17 protein-coding genes, 2 tRNA genes and 2 rRNA genes (1 of these 21 running past the window's edge) are annotated in these 19,486 nt (G+C 54.7%); 18 read left to right on the forward strand and 3 right to left on the reverse strand.

Annotation, left to right across the window (positions count from 1 at the left end; genetic code table 11):
* From ACFSKT_RS30435 to ACFSKT_RS30495, 13 genes are all read left to right on the forward strand, one after another.
* Nucleotides 1-2,650: ribosomal RNA gene (locus ACFSKT_RS30435) — 23S ribosomal RNA — on the forward strand (it extends 280 nt beyond the left edge of the window).
* Between the two features lie 85 nt (nucleotides 2,651-2,735).
* Nucleotides 2,736-2,852: ribosomal RNA gene (rrf, locus tag ACFSKT_RS30440) — 5S ribosomal RNA — on the forward strand.
* A 232-nt stretch (nucleotides 2,853-3,084) separates the two neighbouring features.
* Nucleotides 3,085-4,326 carry a putative glycoside hydrolase gene (locus ACFSKT_RS30445; RefSeq protein ID WP_377717461.1) on the forward strand — a complete coding sequence of 414 codons (1,242 nt, stop codon included), beginning with the start codon at nucleotides 3,085-3,087 and terminating at the stop codon, nucleotides 4,324-4,326.
* 135 nt (nucleotides 4,327-4,461) lie between these two features.
* Nucleotides 4,462-5,919: an IMP dehydrogenase gene (gene guaB, locus ACFSKT_RS30450; protein WP_377717463.1), complete on the forward strand. Its 1,458-nt coding sequence runs from the start codon at nucleotides 4,462-4,464 to the stop codon at nucleotides 5,917-5,919.
* 301 nt (nucleotides 5,920-6,220) lie between these two features.
* A complete protein-coding gene (locus tag ACFSKT_RS30455) occupies nucleotides 6,221-7,531 on the forward strand; it encodes a D-alanyl-D-alanine carboxypeptidase family protein (RefSeq protein WP_377717464.1) in 1,311 nt (436 codons plus the stop codon).
* 109 nt (nucleotides 7,532-7,640) lie between these two features.
* Nucleotides 7,641-8,522 (forward strand): pyridoxal 5'-phosphate synthase lyase subunit PdxS, encoded by an 882-nt coding sequence (gene pdxS, locus ACFSKT_RS30460; protein ID WP_377502516.1) that lies wholly within the window; start codon nucleotides 7,641-7,643, stop codon nucleotides 8,520-8,522.
* 90 nt (nucleotides 8,523-8,612) lie between these two features.
* Nucleotides 8,613-9,197: a pyridoxal 5'-phosphate synthase glutaminase subunit PdxT gene (gene pdxT, locus ACFSKT_RS30465; RefSeq protein WP_377717466.1), complete on the forward strand. Its 585-nt coding sequence runs from the start codon at nucleotides 8,613-8,615 to the stop codon at nucleotides 9,195-9,197.
* Nucleotides 9,198-9,371: 174 nt separating this feature from the next.
* On the forward strand, nucleotides 9,372-10,649 hold the full coding sequence (gene serS, locus ACFSKT_RS30470) for a serine--tRNA ligase (RefSeq protein ID WP_377717467.1): 1,278 nt from the start codon (nucleotides 9,372-9,374) through the stop codon (nucleotides 10,647-10,649).
* Between the two features lie 105 nt (nucleotides 10,650-10,754).
* A tRNA-Ser gene (locus ACFSKT_RS30475) sits at nucleotides 10,755-10,843 on the forward strand.
* Between the two features lie 223 nt (nucleotides 10,844-11,066).
* Complete coding sequence (locus ACFSKT_RS30480) at nucleotides 11,067-11,414, forward strand: hypothetical protein (protein ID WP_377717468.1); 348 nt, start codon at nucleotides 11,067-11,069, stop codon at nucleotides 11,412-11,414.
* A 51-nt stretch (nucleotides 11,415-11,465) separates the two neighbouring features.
* Nucleotides 11,466-11,642 carry a hypothetical protein gene (locus ACFSKT_RS30485; RefSeq protein ID WP_377717469.1) on the forward strand — a complete coding sequence of 59 codons (177 nt, stop codon included), beginning with the start codon at nucleotides 11,466-11,468 and terminating at the stop codon, nucleotides 11,640-11,642.
* Nucleotides 11,643-11,681: 39 nt separating this feature from the next.
* Complete coding sequence (locus tag ACFSKT_RS30490; RefSeq protein ID WP_148933038.1) at nucleotides 11,682-11,837, forward strand: small acid-soluble spore protein P; 156 nt, start codon at nucleotides 11,682-11,684, stop codon at nucleotides 11,835-11,837.
* 170 nt (nucleotides 11,838-12,007) lie between these two features.
* Nucleotides 12,008-13,081 (forward strand): hypothetical protein, encoded by a 1,074-nt coding sequence (locus ACFSKT_RS30495; RefSeq protein ID WP_377717470.1) that lies wholly within the window; start codon nucleotides 12,008-12,010, stop codon nucleotides 13,079-13,081.
* Nucleotides 13,082-13,406: 325 nt separating this feature from the next.
* Here the strand turns inward: ACFSKT_RS30495 and ACFSKT_RS30500 are convergent, their stop codons facing one another.
* Nucleotides 13,407-13,583, reverse strand: a complete 177-nt coding sequence (locus tag ACFSKT_RS30500) for a YjfB family protein (protein ID WP_377717471.1) — start codon at nucleotides 13,581-13,583, stop codon at nucleotides 13,407-13,409.
* 299 nt (nucleotides 13,584-13,882) lie between these two features.
* Here ACFSKT_RS30500 and ACFSKT_RS30505 point away from each other — a divergent pair, with 299 nt between their 5' ends.
* The gene (locus ACFSKT_RS30505) at nucleotides 13,883-14,005 is read left to right on the forward strand and encodes a hypothetical protein (protein ID WP_377717472.1); all 123 of its coding nucleotides are present in this window, start codon (nucleotides 13,883-13,885) and stop codon (nucleotides 14,003-14,005) included.
* A 115-nt stretch (nucleotides 14,006-14,120) separates the two neighbouring features.
* Here the strand turns inward: ACFSKT_RS30505 and ACFSKT_RS30510 are convergent.
* Nucleotides 14,121-14,197: transfer RNA gene (locus ACFSKT_RS30510), tRNA-Arg, on the reverse strand.
* A 373-nt stretch (nucleotides 14,198-14,570) separates the two neighbouring features.
* Between ACFSKT_RS30510 and ACFSKT_RS30515 the strand changes: the two genes are divergently transcribed.
* Nucleotides 14,571-14,777, forward strand: a complete 207-nt coding sequence (locus tag ACFSKT_RS30515) for a Spo0E family sporulation regulatory protein-aspartic acid phosphatase (protein ID WP_377717473.1) — start codon at nucleotides 14,571-14,573, stop codon at nucleotides 14,775-14,777.
* A gap of 5 nt (nucleotides 14,778-14,782) precedes the next feature.
* Here the strand turns inward: ACFSKT_RS30515 and tadA are convergent, their stop codons facing one another.
* Nucleotides 14,783-15,250 carry a tRNA adenosine(34) deaminase TadA gene (tadA, locus tag ACFSKT_RS30520; RefSeq protein WP_377717565.1) on the reverse strand — a complete coding sequence of 156 codons (468 nt, stop codon included), beginning with the start codon at nucleotides 15,248-15,250 and terminating at the stop codon, nucleotides 14,783-14,785.
* A gap of 368 nt (nucleotides 15,251-15,618) precedes the next feature.
* Here tadA and ACFSKT_RS30525 point away from each other — a divergent pair, with 368 nt between their 5' ends.
* Genes ACFSKT_RS30525 through rluF form a run of 3 tightly spaced genes read left to right on the forward strand, consistent with a single transcriptional unit; the run spans nucleotide 15,619 to nucleotide 19,361 of the window.
* Nucleotides 15,619-17,880, forward strand: a complete 2,262-nt coding sequence (locus ACFSKT_RS30525) for an ATP-binding protein (protein WP_377717475.1) — start codon at nucleotides 15,619-15,621, stop codon at nucleotides 17,878-17,880.
* Between the two features lie 18 nt (nucleotides 17,881-17,898).
* Complete coding sequence (locus ACFSKT_RS30530; protein WP_377717476.1) at nucleotides 17,899-18,654, forward strand: NAD(P)H-binding protein; 756 nt, start codon at nucleotides 17,899-17,901, stop codon at nucleotides 18,652-18,654.
* Between the two features lie 17 nt (nucleotides 18,655-18,671).
* Complete coding sequence (rluF, locus tag ACFSKT_RS30535) at nucleotides 18,672-19,361, forward strand: 23S rRNA pseudouridine(2604) synthase RluF (protein ID WP_377717478.1); 690 nt, start codon at nucleotides 18,672-18,674, stop codon at nucleotides 19,359-19,361.
* The last annotated feature ends 125 nt before the right edge of the window (nucleotides 19,362-19,486 follow it).

Below are 19,486 nucleotides of genomic sequence, written 5' to 3' on the forward strand. Positions count from 1 at the left end.
GGAGCTTGCTCCTTGGGGTTGTAGGACGTCTCACATGGAGTTACAAAGGTGTTGGTTAGGCGAAGAGGTCTGGAAAGGCCCGCTAGAAGAGGTAAAAGCCCTGTAACCAAAAACCAGCACTCTCCGAGACGGATCCTGAGTACGGCGGGACACGTGAAACCCCGTCGGAATCCGGCAGGACCATCTGCCAAGGCTAAATACTCCCTAGTGACCGATAGTGAAGCAGTACCGTGAGGGAAAGGTGAAAAGCACCCCGGAAGGGGAGTGAAATAGAACCTGAAACCGTGCGCTTACAAGAAGTCAGAGCCCTCTATATGGGTGATGGCGTGCCTTTTGTAGAATGAACCGGCGAGTTACGTTCACGTGCAAGGTTAAGTCGGAGAGACGGAGCCGCAGCGAAAGCGAGTCTGAATAGGGCGAATGAGTACGTGGTCGTAGACCCGAAACCGTGTGATCTACCCCTGTGCAGGGTGAAGGTGCGGTAACACGCACTGGAGGCCCGAACCCACGAATGTTGAAAAATTCGGGGATGACGTGGGGGTAGCGGAGAAATTCCAATCGAACTCGGAGATAGCTGGTTCTCCCCGAAATAGCTTTAGGGCTAGCCTCGGTATTGAGAGTCATGGAGGTAGAGCACTGATTGGGTGCGGGGCCCGCCAAGGGTTACCAAGTCCAGTCAAACTCCGAATGCCATCGACTTATAACCGGGAGTCAGACAGTGAGTGCTAAGATCCATTGTCAAGAGGGAAACAGCCCAGACCATCAGCTAAGGTCCCCAAGTGTGTGTTAAGTGGGAAAGGATGTGGAGTTGCAAAGACAACCAGGATGTTGGCTTAGAAGCAGCCACCATTTAAAGAGTGCGTAATAGCTCACTGGTCGAGTGACTCTGCGCCGAAAATGTAACGGGGCTAAACACACCACCGAAGCTATGGATTGCACCGTATGGTGTAGTGGTAGGGGAGCGTTGTATGTAGGTTGAAGTCAGACCGTAAGGACTGGTGGACAGCATACAAGTGAGAATGCCGGTATGAGTAACGAAAAGACAAGTGAGAATCTTGTCCGCCGAAAGCCTAAGGGTTCCTGAGGAAGGCTCGTCCGCTCAGGGTAAGTCGGGACCTAAGGCGAGGCCGAAAGGCGTAGTCGAAGGACAACAGGTTGATATTCCTGTACCACCGTAGCCGTTATGAGCAATGGAGTGACGCAGAAGGATAGTAACGCGAGCTGATGGAATAGCTCGTCCAAGCAGTGAGGCTGATGTGTAGGCAAATCCGCGCATCGTAAGGCTGGGCTGTGATGGGGAGGGAAAATTACAGTACCGAAGGTTATGTGTTCCCGCTGCCAAGAAAAGCTTCTAGCCAGGTGAAGGTGCCCGTACCGCAAACCGACACAGGTAGGCGAGCAGAGCATGCTAAGGCGCGCGGAAGAACTCTCGTTAAGGAACTCGGCAAAATGACCCCGTAACTTCGGGAGAAGGGGTGCCTCGGTAGGGTGAATAGCCCGAGGGGGCCGCAGTGAAAAGGCCCAAGCGACTGTTTAGCAAAAACACAGGTCTGTGCGAAGCCGTAAGGCGAAGTATACGGGCTGACGCCTGCCCGGTGCTGGAAGGTTAAGGGGAGTGGTTAGGGGCAACCCGAAGCTATGAACCGAAGCCCCAGTAAACGGCGGCCGTAACTATAACGGTCCTAAGGTAGCGAAATTCCTTGTCAGGTAAATTCTGACCCGCACGAATGGCGTAACGACTTGGGCGCTGTCTCAACGAGAGATCCGGTGAAATTTTAATACCTGTGAAGATGCAGGTTACCCGCGACAAGACGGAAAGACCCCATGGAGCTTTACTGCAGCTTGATATTGGACTTTGGTACGATCTGTACAGGATAGGTGGGAGCCGTTGAAGCCTGAGCGCCAGCTTGGGTGGAGGCGCCGTTGGGATACCACCCTGATCGTATCGGAGTTCTAACCCGCCACCCTGAATCGGGTGGGGGGACCGTGTCAGGCGGGCAGTTTGACTGGGGCGGTCGCCTCCTAAAATGTAACGGAGGCGCCCAAAGGTTCCCTCAGAATGGTTGGAAATCATTCGAAGCGTGCAAAGGCATAAGGGAGCTTGACTGCGAGACCCACAAGTCGAGCAGGGACGAAAGTCGGGCTTAGTGATCCGGTGGTACCGAATGGAAGGGCCATCGCTCAACGGATAAAAGCTACCCTGGGGATAACAGGCTTATCTCCCCCAAGAGTCCACATCGACGGGGAGGTTTGGCACCTCGATGTCGGCTCATCGCATCCTGGGGCTGAAGTAGGTCCCAAGGGTTGGGCTGTTCGCCCATTAAAGCGGTACGCGAGCTGGGTTCAGAACGTCGTGAGACAGTTCGGTCCCTATCTGTCGTGGGCGTAGGAAATTTGAGAGGAGCTGTCCTTAGTACGAGAGGACCGGGATGGACGTACCGCTGGTGTACCAGTTGTTCCGCCAGGAGCACCGCTGGGTAGCCAAGTACGGACGGGATAAGCGCTGAAAGCATCTAAGCGTGAAGCCCCCCTCAAGATGAGATTTCCCAATTAGTAAGACCCCTGGAAGACGACCAGGTTGATAGGTTCGAGGTGGAAGCGCAGCAATGCGTGCAGCTGACGAATACTAATCGGTCGAGGGCTTATCCTAAAGGTTTAAGTTCACAAGAGCTTAGACAAACACAGCTAAAGTGTTGAGTTTCGTATCCAGTTTTCAGGGTGTAACACCTTGAATGTTTGGTGGCGATGGCGGAAGGGAACCACGCGTACCCATCCCGAACACGACCGTTAAGCCTTCCAGCGCCGATGGTACTTGGACCGCAGGGTCCTGGGAGAGTAGGACGTCGCCAAGCACGAATGACCGACCACAGTGATGTGGTCGGTTTTTTGCTTTTTACTTGGATTTTTTGGCTTTTCTGACAAACCGGTTTTCTGACTCATGTCAAACCGAGCACCCATGGTGTAGATGGCGTAGAGAATCTCATCACCATGACAGCATTCACCTACCTTGGATTCATCTCCTTGACACAGGAGCATCGCTTCCGTCCATACTATTGAGCAACGTCGACGGGAGGTGGTTGAACCATGCAACGATCTTTACGCACGGTCATTATAATGCTCGCCGTTTTTATTCTTGTAATATCCAGTGGATGCACTTTGCCAGCCAAGCGCAACGAATCGGTTTTGCCTAAAGTGGCGGCCGAAGGTACCGAGCGAATAACAGGGAATTTAAAGAAAGAGCCTTTATTAAAGAAACGTCCCAACATGAGTCGACCTTCTATAAGGACGAAGACATGGCCACAAGCGGCCCCGACGATTGCGCGAGTGGCTAATACACAGCCAGTACGGGGCATTTACGTGTCCGGCTGGGTAGCTGGCGATCCAGGACGCATGGCAAAACTAATCCGTCTTATCGAGAAAACGGATCTGAACGCGATGGTCATCGATGTTAAAAATGATTATGGCAATTTGACCTACAAATCCAATGTACCCGAAGTGAAAGCGATCAAAGCCGATGCTAGCCCGCCGATATCCAACATACGGTCTTTGCTGAAGCAGCTTCATGCGAAACAGATTTATACCATTGGTCGTGTCGTTGCTTTTAAAGATCCTTATTATGCCCGAATGCGGCCCTCGCAGGCGCTTCAGCGTAAAGCCGGCGGAGTTTGGCGGGATGCAAAGGGCGTAGCTTGGCTCGATCCCTACCAAGCCCGGGCACGGGAATACAATATCGCGATTGCGAAAGAAGCCGCCAATCTTGGGTTTGATGAAGTTCAGTTCGACTATGTCCGGTTCCCCGATAATGGCGTAAAGGTTAATCAGCAAGTAAGGTTCGCGCCAACTGGTGGGCGAAGCAAAGCGGCTATTATAGGTACATTCTTAAGAGAAGCAAGACATGGCATTACTCCCACGGGGGCCAAGTTATCCGTTGACGTGTTCGGTTTGGTTACCTCATCGACCGATGATATGGGCATTGGGCAGACGTGGAGAGAGATTGCAGGCACGGTCGATGTGATTTCGCCGATGACCTATCCTTCGCATTACTCGTCCGGCATGTACGGTATTAAATCGCCGGACCTTCACCCTTCCGCTGTCATTAAGCAGGCGATGAAAGACGCTAAGCAGCAGAATGAACAGATCAAACAAATTGGACGTAAACCGGCTCGAATTCGACCATGGCTGCAAAGCTTTACGGCCACATGGGTGGATCCTCACCAAAATTATGGAGTGAATCAAGTACGCGCGCAAGTGCTGGCTGCCCGGAAGCAAGGCATCCATGAATTTTTGCTGTGGAGCTCGAATTGCAAATATGATTATCGTTCTTGATTTCGACAAAAGTGCCTGTTCGGACTTATCTTGACAGCCTAATACCCCTCTGCTAAAATTGCAACAATATACGTGAGTGGCTTTATTTTTTAGGGATTTTTTATTTCGGATGAAAGCAAAGGGAGGAACATACTCGTGTGGGAAACCAAATTCGCCAAAGAAGGACTGACCTTCGATGACGTACTGCTCGTACCTCGTCGATCGGAGGTACTGCCGCGTGAAGTCGACGTATCGATTCAGTTGAGCGCGGACGTGAAGCTCAATATCCCGCTGTTCAGCGCAGGGATGGATACGGTAACGGAGGCTGCTTTGGCGATTGCAATGGCGCGGGAAGGCGGCATCGGAATCATCCATAAGAACATGTCGGTCGCGCAACAAGCGGAAGAAGTCGATCGCGTTAAGCGTTCGGAAAGCGGCGTTATTACGAATCCGTTCTCGTTGACACCGGATCATCACGTTTACGATGCGGAAGAATTGATGGGCAAATATCGGATCTCGGGCGTGCCGGTTGTAGACGAGAATCAGAAGCTCGTTGGCATTATCACGAATCGCGATTTGCGCTTCATCCATGACTACTCGATGAAAATCAGCGAAGTCATGACTCGCACCGATTTGGTTACCGCACCAGTAGGAACGACGCTGGAACAAGCGGAAGTTCTGCTCCAAAAGCATAAAATCGAGAAGCTCCCTCTCGTGGATGAGACGAATACGCTTAAAGGTCTCATTACCATTAAAGATATCGAGAAAGCCATTCAGTTCCCGAACGCGGCCAAAGACCGCCATGGTCGTCTGCTGTGCGGCGCGGCAGTCGGTATCGCGAAAGATACGCTCGAACGGACGGAAGCCCTCGTACAAGCCGGCGTAGACGTGTTAGTCATTGACACGGCGCATGGTCATCACCAGAACGTTACGGAGATGGTGAAGAAAGTACGCGCCGCTCACCCGAACCTGACGATCGTAGCCGGCAACGTCGCGACTGGCGAAGCAACGCGCGATCTGATCGAAGCAGGCGCTTCCGTCATCAAAGTCGGCATGGGGCCAGGGTCGATCTGTACAACCCGTATTATCGCCGGCATTGGCGTACCGCAAATTACAGCCATCTACGATTGCGCATCCGTTGCGCGCGAGTATAATATCCCGGTTATCGCCGATGGCGGGATCAAATATTCCGGCGACGTAACTAAGGCGATCGCGGCTGGCGCAAGTGCAATTATGATCGGCAGCTTGTTCGCAGGTACGGAAGAGAGCCCGGGCGAATTCGAAATTTACCAGGGCCGTCGCTTCAAAGTTTACCGCGGCATGGGTTCCATCGGCGCGATGAAGGAGGGCAGCAAAGACCGTTATTTCCAAGAGAACGAGAACAAGCTCGTTCCGGAAGGCATCGAGGGCCGTGTGGCTTACAAAGGACCGCTTGCCGATACCGTGCACCAGCTAATCGGCGGTCTCCGCTCCGGTATGGGTTACTGCGGTACGAAGAACATCGATGAGCTAAAGAACGACACGTCCTTCATTCGCATCACGAACGCGGGTCTGCGCGAGAGCCATCCGCATGATGTTCAAATTACGAAAGAAGCGCCGAACTACTCGCTTTAATTCGTGACTTGAATTCGTCTTTCTTCAATATATAAATATCGAACAGCGCGTACCATTGAGGTGCGCGCTGTTTTTTGTGTATCACGCGAGAAGATGGCCATACGATAGGTCCAGACTTCCATTCGGCAAGAAGGAACTTAATCGTATTGGGTACCAATCGCGAAATGCTTAAGCTCGTCTTTGATCGTGTTTCTTCCGTTTGAGATCAAATGGCGCCTTAACCTCTGCTTGGCTTTTTCGGGTACGAGGGATGTGTTACAATAATGCGTGAACAAATAAATGGGAGAAGAGGAGAGATACGTTGAAACGCAACCGAAAGCCGGTACGGTTGGTGCCGGTGATGTCTGCAATGTTGGCTGTTTGGGTACTCTTAATGACACTGGGTTCCACCTCGGTTATGGCAGCAGGAGCAAGCACGAACTCATCGAATACATCGGATTCGCTTGGACTGAACGCGGAGGCCGCGATCCTGATTGATGCCGCGACAGGTCAGGTGCTGTACGAGAAGAATGCGGATGAGGTGCGTCCTCCCGCGAGCATGACGAAAATGATGTCCGAGTATATCATCCTCGAAGAAATCAAATCCGGACGGCAATCCTGGGATACGGTCGTGACGGCTAATGCCGAAGCTGCTGCGGTTCCTGCCGACGGGTCGCAGATTTACCTGGCCGAAGGCGATCAGCATCCGCTGAAAGACATGTACATCGCGATGGCGGTCGGGTCCGCGAACGATGCAACGATCGCGCTAGCCGGGCATATCGCAGGTTCTGAGCAAGCGTTCGTGGCGAAGATGAACGAGACGGCGAAGAGCCTAGGACTTACGACCGCGAATTTCACGACGGCGACGGGTCTTGCCGACACGACGGTTATTTCCGCAAGGGACATGGCCAAATTCGCGAAGATTTTGCTGGACACGCACCCGGAATTTTTGGACTACTCGAAAATCTCTACATATAAATTCCGTGAACGCGACGAAAAGCCGATGGTCAACTGGAACTGGATGCTGGAAGCGCACAAAACCAATCCGGAAACGCCAAGCATCGCGCAATTCGCATACACGGGCGTAGACGGCATGAAGACCGGCTATATTAGCGCCGCCGGATACTGCTTCACGGGAACGGTCAAACAAGGCGATCTGCGTCTCATCTCCGTTGTCATGGGCACGGAATCGCAGAAAGCGCGTTTCCGCGAGACAGCCAAATTGTACGATTACGGCTTCGCGAACTTCGAGCGCAAAACGGTCGTGCAGCCGAATGCGGTTGTAGAAAAAGCGGAGACGGTCACAATAAAGAAAGGCAAGTCCAAGTCCGTGCCGGTGGCGACGAAGTCCGGCGTATCGTTCTTGGTGAAGAAAGGCGAGACGCCCGCTGTCGAACAAACGAAGCTGACGCTTCTGCCGGAAGACCAGCTTGTGGCACCGATCAAGAAGGACCAGAAGCTCGGCACGGTCACCTATGCGTACAAGGATCCGGCTACGGGCAAGGCATTGGAGTCGACGGTCGATCTGATCGCGACGGCTGACGTCGAGAAGGCAGGCTGGTTCAGGCTCATGATGCGGGCTATCGGTGATTTCTTCTCCGGCTTGTTCCAAGGCATCGTGGATCTGTTCTAATTGCAACCCATTTAGTATGAATAATGGTTGTCGATTAAGGCATGATGCTGTAAAATTATTGGTTAGAATTAGTACGGCATTTTGCTGAATAACGGGGAGGCTTTTAACAATGGAAACAGGTACTTTCCGCGTTAAACGCGGCATGGCTGAAATGCAAAAAGGCGGCGTCATCATGGACGTTATGAACGCCGAACAAGCGAAAATCGCCGAAGCGGCTGGCGCAACGGCGGTTATGGCGTTGGAGCGCGTACCATCGGACATCCGCGCGACAGGCGGCGTAGCCCGCATGGCGGACCCAACGATTCTGGAAGAAGTCATGAAAGTAACGACGATTCCGGTTATGGCCAAAGCCCGTATCGGTCACTTCGTGGAAGCAAAGGTACTGGAAGCGCTGGGCGCGGACTACATCGACGAGAGCGAAGTGCTGACGCCAGCGGACGAAGTATTCCATATCGACAAGCGTGACTTCACGGTACCGTTCGTGTGCGGCGCGAAGGATCTGGGCGAAGCGCTTCGCCGTATCCAAGAAGGCGCGGCGATGCTGCGTACGAAGGGCGAGCCGGGAACGGGCAACATCGTGGAAGCCGTTCGCCACATCCGTCTGATCAATGGACAGATTCGCAAGGTGCAGAACCTCTCGAAGGACGAGCTGTACGCGGAAGCGAAGAACCTGGGCGTGTCCTACGACCTGCTGCTTGGCGTGCATGAGTCGGGCAAGCTGCCGGTTGTTAACTTCGCGGCAGGCGGCGTAGCAACGCCATCCGACGCGGCGCTGATGATGCACCTGGGCGCAGACGGCGTATTCGTCGGCTCCGGGATTTTCAAATCCGACAATCCGGAGAAGTTCGCTCGCGCCATCGTAGAGGCAACGACGCATTACCAGGACTACAAGCTGATCGCGGAAGTGTCCAAGAACCTGGGCACGCCAATGAAAGGCATCGAGATCTCGAAGCTGGACGCGACGCAGCGCATGCAGGACCGCGGCTGGTAATAGATAACGAGTAGATCGTACCCGGGCTTAAGAAGCTCGGATCATAATAACGCTGCAACAACAGGTAATCGGAAAGAAGGCGTGAACGAGATGAAAATAGGCGTATTGGCGCTCCAAGGAGCCGTTGCGGAGCATATTCGGAGCATTGAAGCGGCGGGCGGCGAAGCCGTCGCCGTCAAGCGGGTCGAGCAATTGGACGAGTTGGACGGCTTGATCATCCCAGGCGGCGAAAGCACGACGATCGGCAAACTCATGCGGAAATACGACTTTCTTGATGCCATTCGGCAGTTCTCTGCAGACGGCAAACCGATTTTCGGCACATGCGCCGGTCTGATTGTCCTTGCCAAACGCATTGAAGGACAAGAGGAGGCGCATCTGGAGCTGATGGACATGACCGTTGCCCGCAACGCGTTCGGCCGTCAGCGGGAGAGCTTCGAGACGGATTTGCCGGTCAAGGGAATCGACGAGCCAGTACGCGCCGTCTTCATCCGTGCACCGCTGATTAAGGAAGTCGCGCCGCAAGTCGAGGTGCTCTCGACATACAATGGCGAGATCGTAACGGCGCGTCAAGGGCACTTGCTGGCCTCTTCCTACCACCCGGAGCTCACCGACGATTATGCGCTTCATGCTTATTTTCTTCGCATGGCGGAAGAAGCGGCCGCGGTGAAGCGGTAAAAGCAGAAGACTGCGGATTGACGCAGTCTTCTTTTTCGCATCGACGGCTCATGCGGTCATGGTGTACGAGCGCCTCGAGTATACGGAAGTTAAATGCGTCAATGCTGAAGGATAATCGGATGCCGCAGGAACAAGGAATAAACTACATAGCGAATAGAGAGGGGCTCACCTTTCGTGTTGGATGTCAAATTGCTAAGAAATGATTTCGGCCAAGTCGAGCAGGCGCTGCGCAACCGCGGCAAATCGTTGGACTTGATCGCCGGCTTCCCCGCGCTCGATACGAAGCGCAGAGAAGTGATTCAAGAGACCGAGACGCTGAAGGCGCGCCGCAATACGGTGTCGCAAGAAGTGGCCAAGCTGAAGAGAAGCGGCGAGAACGCAGACGCGCTGATCGAAGAGATGCGTCATGTCGGCGACCGCATCAAGGAGTTGGACGAATCGCTTCGCGTCATGGACGAGGAAGTCGACGCGCTGACGCTGTCCATTCCGAATATCCCGAACGAAAGCGTGCCAATCGGCGCGTCGGAGGCCGACAATGTGGAGATCCGCCGGATCGGAGACGTGCCGTCCTTCGATTTCGAGCCGAAGGCGCACTGGGATATCGCGCAGCAGCTGGGCATACTCGACTTTGAGACGGCAGCTAAAGTTACGGGCTCGCGGTTCGTATTCTACCGGGGGTTGGGAGCACGCTTGGAGCGCGCGCTGATCAACTTCATGATGAACCTGCACAGCGACGAGCATGGTTACGAGGAAATTCTGCCACCTTATATCGTGAACCGCGACAGTCTGGTCGGCACGGGGCAGCTGCCGAAGTTCGAAGAAGATCTGTTCAAACTCACGGATTCCGACTACTACCTCATCCCGACCGCAGAGGTACCGGTGACGAACATGCACCGCGACGAGATTCTCGACGTGTCGGATCTACCGAAGCACTACGTGGCGTATAGCGCCTGTTTCCGTTCCGAAGCAGGCTCTGCCGGCCGTGATACCCGCGGACTCATTCGCCAGCATCAATTCAATAAGGTGGAGCTGGTCAAGCTGTGCCTGCCGGAGACGTCGTACGACGAGCTCGAGAAGATGACAGCGAACGCCGAACGTGTGCTGCAGCTGCTGGGTCTCCCTTATCGCGTGCTGGCGCTCTGCACGGGCGATATGGGCTTCTCCGCGGCGAAGACGTACGATCTGGAAGTGTGGCTGCCAAGCGGCGGCACGTACCGCGAGATTTCGTCGTGTTCGAATGTCGAGGACTTCCAGGCACGCCGTGCGGGCATTCGTTTCCGACGCGAACCGAAGAGCAAGCCGGAATACGTGCATACGCTGAACGGCTCGGGTCTGGCCGTCGGCCGCACGCTGGCCGCGATTCTCGAGAATTATCAGCAGGCTGACGGCTCGGTGATCGTGCCGGAAGCGCTCCGTCCGTACATGGGCGGTCTTGAAGTGCTGAAGCCATAAACTGCTATACGCAAAATTGTTGCCCAGGTCAAAAATGGAGTTGCTAATCGTTTTTGGCCTGTGGTACAATTCATTTTGTCCCCTTTAGGGCGACATCATTGATACGGAGAGGTACCGAAGCGGTCATAACGGGGCGGTCTTGAAAACCGTTAGGGCGCAAGCCCACGTGGGTTCGAGTCCCACCCTCTCCGCCAGTTAAGCATATAACACGTCCCGGCGAATGCCGGGGCGTTTTTTTGACTTCTAAGCATGTATCAGCTTCTCGTGTATGCACGAGTTCCCAATTCCCCGGAATGAAACGCGCTTCTCCGCTAAAGACGGAGACAGCCGTTTTACCTTGTGCGCGCAGACGGCCGTTTCATGAGTATAAAAGGCGCGTCCCCACCGCATATTATCGTCATGGAGGTGGGAAGCAGTATGTCCAAACAAGACAAACTTCGCATTGATCAGCAGCAGCTCGTAGCGGCTTGGGAGCGTACGCTGCCGACGACGATTAACGAGGCAGACCGGGCGATCGTCAAAGCCGACGAAGCCAGCGACAATACGCTGCGCATTACGATTCATACAGCCGGCCATCAAATGTACAGCTTCGATTACAGTGTAACGTACCTGGACAGCCGTGAAGTCAAGGTGCAGCTGGTCGACGTGGAGCGCGACGGCCGTTCGGTCGACGAGCGCACGGATATCATCCAGCAGCTCGTGCAGGATTACACGCGCCATATTCACGAATGCGCCCAGGCGCTGCATCAGCTGACGCACGCGTAGAATTTGGGAACGCAAGCAACGACCTTATGAGGAAAAAGGAAGGTGCAACCGATGTCCAAAGCGAAAGGCACGGCGGATAAAAACTTAACGAACGTGGCGGAGAGTCTCGACCAAGCGGCCGTAAACAGCCATCACGCGCAGCAGCTCAACCAGGACAAGAACGACCGTCGCCATCAGGATGCGCTGAACCATGATCAGCCGACGGATCTGACCAACCAACGCAGCTAGCGAAAATCCCTTGTGAGAGACCAGAAAGGAGTGCTGAAGATGAGCAAACCACGTTCGGTGCCAGTGAACGGTTCGGAGAACGAGCATCAAGTAAGCAAAGCCGAGGCAGGCCGCTCCGGCGGTCAGGAGCCGCTATCCGGATCGAAGAAAACGAAGAACGAGAACCATTCCCGCCATAATAACGGAGAGGGCTAAGCTTCTCCGAACTTGTGAAAAGTCCCTGGTTGTTCCTCGCGAAAGGAACGGCACAGGGATTTTTTAAATAATTTTTACAGAAATCCCCTTCCCGTCGCGCCCTAGTATCGTTTAAAATAGGAGGGCTCGCGTTACTGCGCGGCAGAACACAAGGGAGGATACCAACCTACATGAATCGATTGAAAATTGTTGTACCGCTGCTGCTTGCCGCACTTATGTTGATCGTATCCGGCTGTAGCGCCGGCAAGTCTCCGAAAGAAGATATTGTCTCGGCGTTAACCAAGATGCAAGATCTGAAGTCATACAGCTTCAAAGGCGAACTGGGCTTCGATGAACTGACGCTGCCGGAGAGCATGAGCGCGGAAGATGCGCAGGCGGCCGCCATGGTCTCGAGCCTGCTCAAGGGCGCGACGGTCACGTTCCGCGGCAATGCCCAGACCAAGCCGATGCGCACGGAATTGACGATGGATATGAAGCTGGGCGGAGACGGCATGAGTTTCAATCTTAGCTTCCCGATGATCGTGACGGAAGAGAAGATGTGGATTAAAATCCCGCAGATTCCGATGTTCCCGATGCCGGAGGAGCTGACAGGCAAATTTGTCGAGATCGACATGAAGAAGCTGGCAGAACAGCAAGGCCAAGATCTGAAGTCGCTGGATACGGCCGCTACCCAGCAGATGGTCCAAGAGATGACGAAGACGCTCATGGACAATTTTGACGAGAAAACCTACTTCAGCGAAGTGAAGGCGGCCGACGTGAAAGGTCTGCCGGAAGAGCTGAAGGACGAGAAGCTGATCCGTTTCGCGATTACGCCGGATAACTTCGACCAAGCGATCACGACGATCGTGGATAAGGTCGCGCCCCAGTTGATTGATTCGCTGCTGAAGAACGAATCGTACCTGACGGCGCTTGGCCTGACGAAGGAAGACCTGGAGAGCGCGAAGAAGGAATTGGAAGGCACGGAAGACGGCGAGATTAAGCAAGGCATCGATGAAATCAAGAAGAGCCTTAAAATCAACGAGCTCAGCGTAACGGGCGCGGTCAAAGACGATTATCTCGTGTACCAGAGCTTGATTGCCAACGTGGACGTGACAAACGAAGGCGAGACGATGAAATTCGGCCTGCACTTCGACACGAGCTATGACCAAATCAACGAAGACGTGAAGTTCGAATACGAGCTTCCGACCGATGCGGTACCGATGGAAGAGCTGGAGTCGCTGTTTGGCGGCGCGCCTGCGCTATAGGTTGACCGGTAGGAGCACCTCCCTTGGCGGAGGTGCTTTTTGTCGTATGGCGAGGCACGGAGCAAAGGAATTGGACATTCGATAACGTTATCCACATGTGCGTAACGCCGCGCGCGGATCGGAGGCTGATGCCGAGTTCGGGGGTAATGGGGAAAAACCTGTGGGTTTGTGGATAGCGATTCTTAAGCGGGATTTGGCGGATTAGAAACGGGAAAAATTGCGAATACGCGGGTCTGCTCCATTGCGGCCGGCAGATTTATCGACACAGGGCTGTTATAACGCCAAGACCCTTCTCCCAAGAGGAAGAAGGGTCTAGCGGAACACGTTATGCCCGAAGGTCGATACGCTGCCCCAAATGCGGCTGCGCGCTCTGCTGCATCGCTTGGAGGAGCCCTTCGTTGTGCGAGACGGCAGTCTCCTTGGCCATCTTCAGGACACTGATGCCGACGGCTTGCCCGAGCTTCATCTGAGACAAGCTCATGGACAGCATGGCGATATCCATCGTCGATTCCTCCTTCTCTATAGGAAGAATACTCCTATTATCGGCATTTGGAGAAGAAGATTGAATGACAGTTTGAAAAACGCCGCGTCTCGACGGATGATGGGTGGGTGAGCTGTAGGACGGTAGCCGGGTGGAGGTTGCGAACCCGAACAGGTTCATGTGATTGCGAAAACATGCTTTTCGTTTGGAATCGATATAAAAAGGTTTACTAGGTCATATACATGTCTACAAGAAAGAGACCCATTTCACGAGGTGATTGGATGACATCGGTATTTCTTGTAAAGGAAAAAGTGGATAACATGACCGAAATAATCAGAGCTATTTTCTCCAATCGGAAGGATGCTGACCGCTATCGCCAAAATAGCATGGTCCATCTTGGCAAGCAGCTGTGGATCGAGCGGTGGGCTGTGGATACGCAGTGATCACCCAAATAACCGACAAAAAAACGGCCCCTAACGGGGCCGTTGTGCATCTATGAGGGGATCTTGTTCGTTCCCAAACCACCCTTGATCAACAAGGGTTCGGCAGTTCAAATCGTGGCGCGCCCGAGAGGATTCGAACCTCCGACCTGCAGTTTAGGAAACTGTCGCTCTATCCTGCTGAGCTACGGGCGCGCGGTTCCATTATTTTAGCATAGACGGCTCGTACGCTGCAACATAAGCAGCGGTAGAGAAGGGCCTAGCGGCGTCAGTCGCATACAGCATATACGCTGCGCGCATCGCTTACCAGTGAAGAGACTTGCACGCTCCAGCACACGAGTAATGTTCGATATAGCGCTAATTTCACAACAGGAACGGTGCATAGGAACCATGCCAAGCGTGGTAGTAGATCAAAATGCCTGGAAATATGTAGATAACTGTCGAAAATAACTCTAATAAACAGGTAGTCTATCGACAAGAAATTACAAAAAACTAAGCTTCCGAAGCGTATAATTATAAGCGTTACTGATTGTAACCCTCGATGCGAATGGAGCGAACTGTACGCGACATGAAAGACAAAATACAACTACTGGATGAGCTCCATGCGCTTCGCGTCAAACTCCAGCATCTTGCGGAGGCGCGAGGGAGCCTGACCGACCCGGAAGTTCTGGCGGCAAGCGAAGCAGCGGACGAGCTGATCGTGGACTTGCAGCGGATACAGAAAGAAGAGCTGATTAGAGGGCGGACAGGTTATCGGACGTTCCCTTCGGAATAGGAAACCTACATGCGCCTTCTCAGCTTACGAAAGAAATTTGTGAGCAGAGCGGCGCATTCTTCTTGCAGCACGCCGCTAACCATCTCGGTCTCATGGTTGAACCGGGGCTCCTGCAGCAAATTCATCAGCGTGCCCGCGCAGCCGGCTTTCGGGTCGGTCGTGCCGTACACAACCTTGTGAATACGGCTCTGGACAAGCGCGCCGGCGCACATCGGGCAGGGCTCCAGCGTTACGTAGAGCGTACAGCCCATGAGCCGCCAAGCGCCCAAGTGCTTGCTCGCTTCCCGGATGGCTACCATTTCGGCATGGGCCGTAGGATCAGCGGTGGTCTCGCGCAGGTTGTGCCCACGACCGATGATGCTGCCGTCTTTCACGATAACGGCGCCAATCGGCACTTCGCCGATGGCTTCGGCTTTCCGTGCTTCTTCAATGGCCTCTTGCATCCAGCGTTGATCTTCTTCGCGTATAAACATCATAGGTATCTCCCGTCATTGTAGAGTGCAGCGTGCAATGGCTTTTTTCGACAACTTCATGTTGTCGTTTTCGCTCGAATTATGCTACGAACAAATATTCGTTGTTAACAGGTTGTGTATAGAATTGTGGATAAGTCGAGGTTTGTGCACATTATTATCCCCATTTTATTCAGTCGTCCTGTGCATAGAGTGGATAACTTGTGGATAAGGTTCGCGTTTTCTTGCCAAATCCACCGAAAACAATAGGCACATGCGGAAAAATCGGCGTACTGCAAAAAGTTATACCCGGTTCATCCGGGAGGTCTGGGGATGGGCTCATCACGCTGGTTCGTCCATGCACGGTCTTATCGAAAAGGGGTTGTCGCCAATTGTCAGTCAAGACGAAGCTCACCTGCATCATCTCGTTCATCGTGTTCGTGCTGCTTATCCTCAATGTGATTGTGAATGAATATTCGACACGGGTCAACCTGCGGGCCGAAGCGGAAGCGGAAATCACCGGCATTGCCAAGCAAATTACGACTTCGGTCGATCGGTATCATAACGGCATCCGGCTAATCGACCTAACGATGCAAGACAAGCTGAAATCGGTGTCTGCAGCCGTATCCGCATTGCTCGACCAGCCCGCAGATCGGATTCGCCCGCAAGAGCTTCGTGCGCTGACGGCACGGCTGGGCCTTGCCGAGATAACGATTCTGCAGCCGAATGGGCAAGGACAATATGCGATCGGGCCCTCTTCGGCCGATCAGCCCAGCGCGCTTGCAAACCCGGTTTGGACGGCCAATGCGTCTCGAATCGAGGCGCTTGCGCAAGAAGGAGCCGAGCCGCTGATCGGTTCAAGCGCGCCGCCAAGTTACAAAGCCGAACATACGGGAGAGAGTTGGAGTTATACATTCAGCTCCGCGCATGATTTTATCATCAGCTGCAAAGTCGTCGATCGTTTAGGAGATCGCTATGCGAGAGCGATGGGACCTGAATCGGTCATCGCGGTTATGATGGCGGATAATCCGGCGATACTGGAGATATCGGGCTTCGAGTACGATTCGGCCGCGCCGCAAAGCGGGCGTGACGGAGCGGGAGTCGTCACGCCGATATTCGGCAAATATACGTATGCAGACGAAGATGATGGAGAACGAATCGCCGCGGCCGCGAAAGAGACGCCGGTCTACCGGGATGCCGAGCTGCGGGGAAGCCGGGTCATCAAGAGCTATTTCGATACGAATGCGACGGACGGCTTCGTGCTTAGAATCGTATATGATAAGGCGCCAATGATGGAGCAGGTGATGGAGCAACGTGTCACGCAAATTTGGATCGCCGTGTTCCTGCTGCTGATTCTCGTCATCGGCAGCTATTGGATCGCAGGGGTTCTCATGCGGCCGATCCACGACGTGCTGTGGAAAATCAATGAGGTCTCCTTCGGCCGGTTCGACGATGCGATTCGAGTCAAGCGCAAGGATGAATTCGGCCAGCTCGCGAATCGCGTGAACGCCATGAGCAAAAACTTAAGCGTCTACACGGCGAAGCTAAAGGTGTCGTTCGAAGATAATCGCTCGATGAAAGAGTACTTGGAGTCGTTCATCAACCATACGACCGATGCGATCCATGTGGTCGATCTGGAAGGACGCATTCTGCAGGTGAACCGCGCGTTCGAGCGCATGTTCGGTTATCCGGCCGACGAGGCGGTCGGACGGACGCTGCCGCTCGTGCCGGAGCACCTGCTCGGCGAAGAGCAAGAAGCGCTGAATTGGCTGAAATCGGGCCGGCTGCTCAATACGCGAGAGACGGTAAGGGTCACGAAGAGCGGCGAGTGGATCGACGTGAGCATTACGACGTCCCCGATTCGCGATCAACATGGCGACCTGAGCGCGCTGGCCAGCATCACGCGGGATGTCACCAGCCGCAACAAGATGGAGGAGCTGCTGCGCCGGTCGGAGAAGCTGACGACGGTTGGTCAATTGGCCGCCGGCGTCGCGCACGAAATTCGCAATCCGCTCACCACGCTGCGCGGGTTCCTTCAGCTCCAGCAGGAGACCGGCAAACATAATAGCCGCCATATTGATATTATGTTGTCCGAGTTGGATCGGATTAACCTGATCGTGGGCGAATTTCTCATTCTGGCCAAGCCGCAAGCCACCCGATTCGAGACAAAGGACGTACGGTACGTGTTCGGCGACGTGATTTCGCTGCTCGACAGCCAGGCGCATCTGTGCGACATTATGTTTAAGATTGATTTTACGACGGACACGTGCATTATCGCCTGCGAGGAGAATCAGCTGAAACAAGTGTTCATCAACGTGCTGAAGAACGCGATTGAAGCGATGCCCGAAGGAGGGGAAATCACGATTCGCATCGCTCGCGCGGGCGCCCGTAACGTCATCGTGACGATCATCGACCAAGGCATCGGCATCCCGGAGGAGATGATTCCGAAGCTAGGCGATCCGTTCTTCACCGGCAAAGAGACCGGAACGGGATTGGGGCTCATGGTGAGTCAGCGCATTATTCAGAGCCATCAAGGTGTGCTCGACATCACGAGCGCCGTGGGCATCGGTACAACGGTGACGATTACGCTGCCGCTCGGCGAGCAGCCGAACGTGACGGACGAAGGCGAGGGTTCGCAGAATCGTGTACAATAGAGGAAAGGTGCGCTGCGCATGAGGAAGGACGATTCGCAACTGACGGGCAATGGCGGGGCGGCAGCCCCATACTCCGCCCTCGTCGTAGGCGCGACGGGGCTAGTAGGCAGCGAGTTGGTGCGTCAACTCGCGCGGGATCCAAGCTGTACCAGCGTCACGGTGCTCGCGAGAAGGCCGCTGAACGACCCCGCGCTGAAGCAGGCAGCGGCTGACGGCCGTCTGCGCGTGATCGTGGCCGATTTGGACCGGCTGGAGGAGGCGCTTGCCGGGGTAGCGGCAGATGTGGTCTACTGCGCGCTCGGGACGACGATCAAGACGGCGGGCACGCAAGAGGCATTTCGGAAGGTGGACTACGAATACCCCGTCCGGCTCGGCGCTTGGGCGGCGGCAGGCGGGGCGCGGATGGTCGTCGTATCGGCGATGGGCGCAACCGCGGACTCCCGCATCTTCTATAGCCGTGTAAAGGGCGAAATGGAGCAGGCGCTGGTCGCTGAGGGTCTGAAGGAGCTGCATCTGCTGCGTCCGTCGCTTCTGCTGGGCAAGCGGGGCGAATTTCGGCTGGGCGAGCGGATCGCGGTGCTGCTTACGCCGCTTATCCGTTGGGCCTTCGTCGGACCGATGCGCAAATACCGGCCGATTACGGATCGGGAGGTGGCCTGCGCCATGCGCGCCGCGGCGGCAGGCACGGGGAAGACCGCGGCGGCTGCCTCGGGTGACGGCACTTGGGTATACGAGAACGATGGGATCGCTGCAGCAGCGTCCCGGATTGGCTAAGCCAGGAGGACATCAGGGTGAGGATCAACAAATTTATTAGCGAGACGGGCGTCTGTTCCAGACGAGAAGCGGACAAGCTGGTCGAGTCCGGTCGCGTCACGATTAACGGCGCCGTCGCCGAGCTGGGCAGCCAGGCCGAGCATGGCGACGATGTGCGCATTGATGGCAAGCCGATCGGCGAGCAGAAGAGCCATGTCTATATTGCGTTGAATAAGCCCGTCGGCATCACGAGCACGACGGAAGAGCATGTCGAAGGCAATATCGTCGATTTTGTCGGCCATCGCGAACGGATTTTCCCGATCGGCCGATTGGATAAGGACTCCGAAGGTTTGATTCTATTGACGAACGACGGGGATATCGTCAACCGTATTCTGCGGGCGGAGGGCAAGCACGACAAAGAGTATGTCGTGACCGTCGACCGGCCGATTACGCCCAAATTCGTGCAGGCCATGAGCGAAGGGGTCCATATTCTCGGCAGCATGACGCTGCCGTGCACGGTAACTAAAGAGGGCGATCGCGTGTTCCGAATCATCCTCAACGAAGGCCGCAACCGTCAGATTCGGCGGATGTGCGCCGCGTTCGGCTATCAGGTGCGGAAGCTGCGCCGCGTGCGAATCATGAATATCAAGCTTGGCGCGCTGCCGAACGGCAAGTGGCGCGACTTGACGAACGAGGAGCTGACCGAGCTGTTCGCGCAGCTGAACTAGCGGGGCTGCGAAGGCGGTATACGCTGCATAAGAAAAGCCCGATCTACCTGCGCGTTACGCGGGTAGATCGGGCTTTTTGCGGTGCATACTAGGGGTAAAGGGTTGGGCTCGCTGGTAGGGACAAG

Source organism: Paenibacillus xanthanilyticus (genome assembly GCF_042682185.1).
Taxonomy (GTDB): Bacteria; Bacillota; Bacilli; order Paenibacillales; family Paenibacillaceae; genus Paenibacillus_Z; species Paenibacillus_Z xanthanilyticus.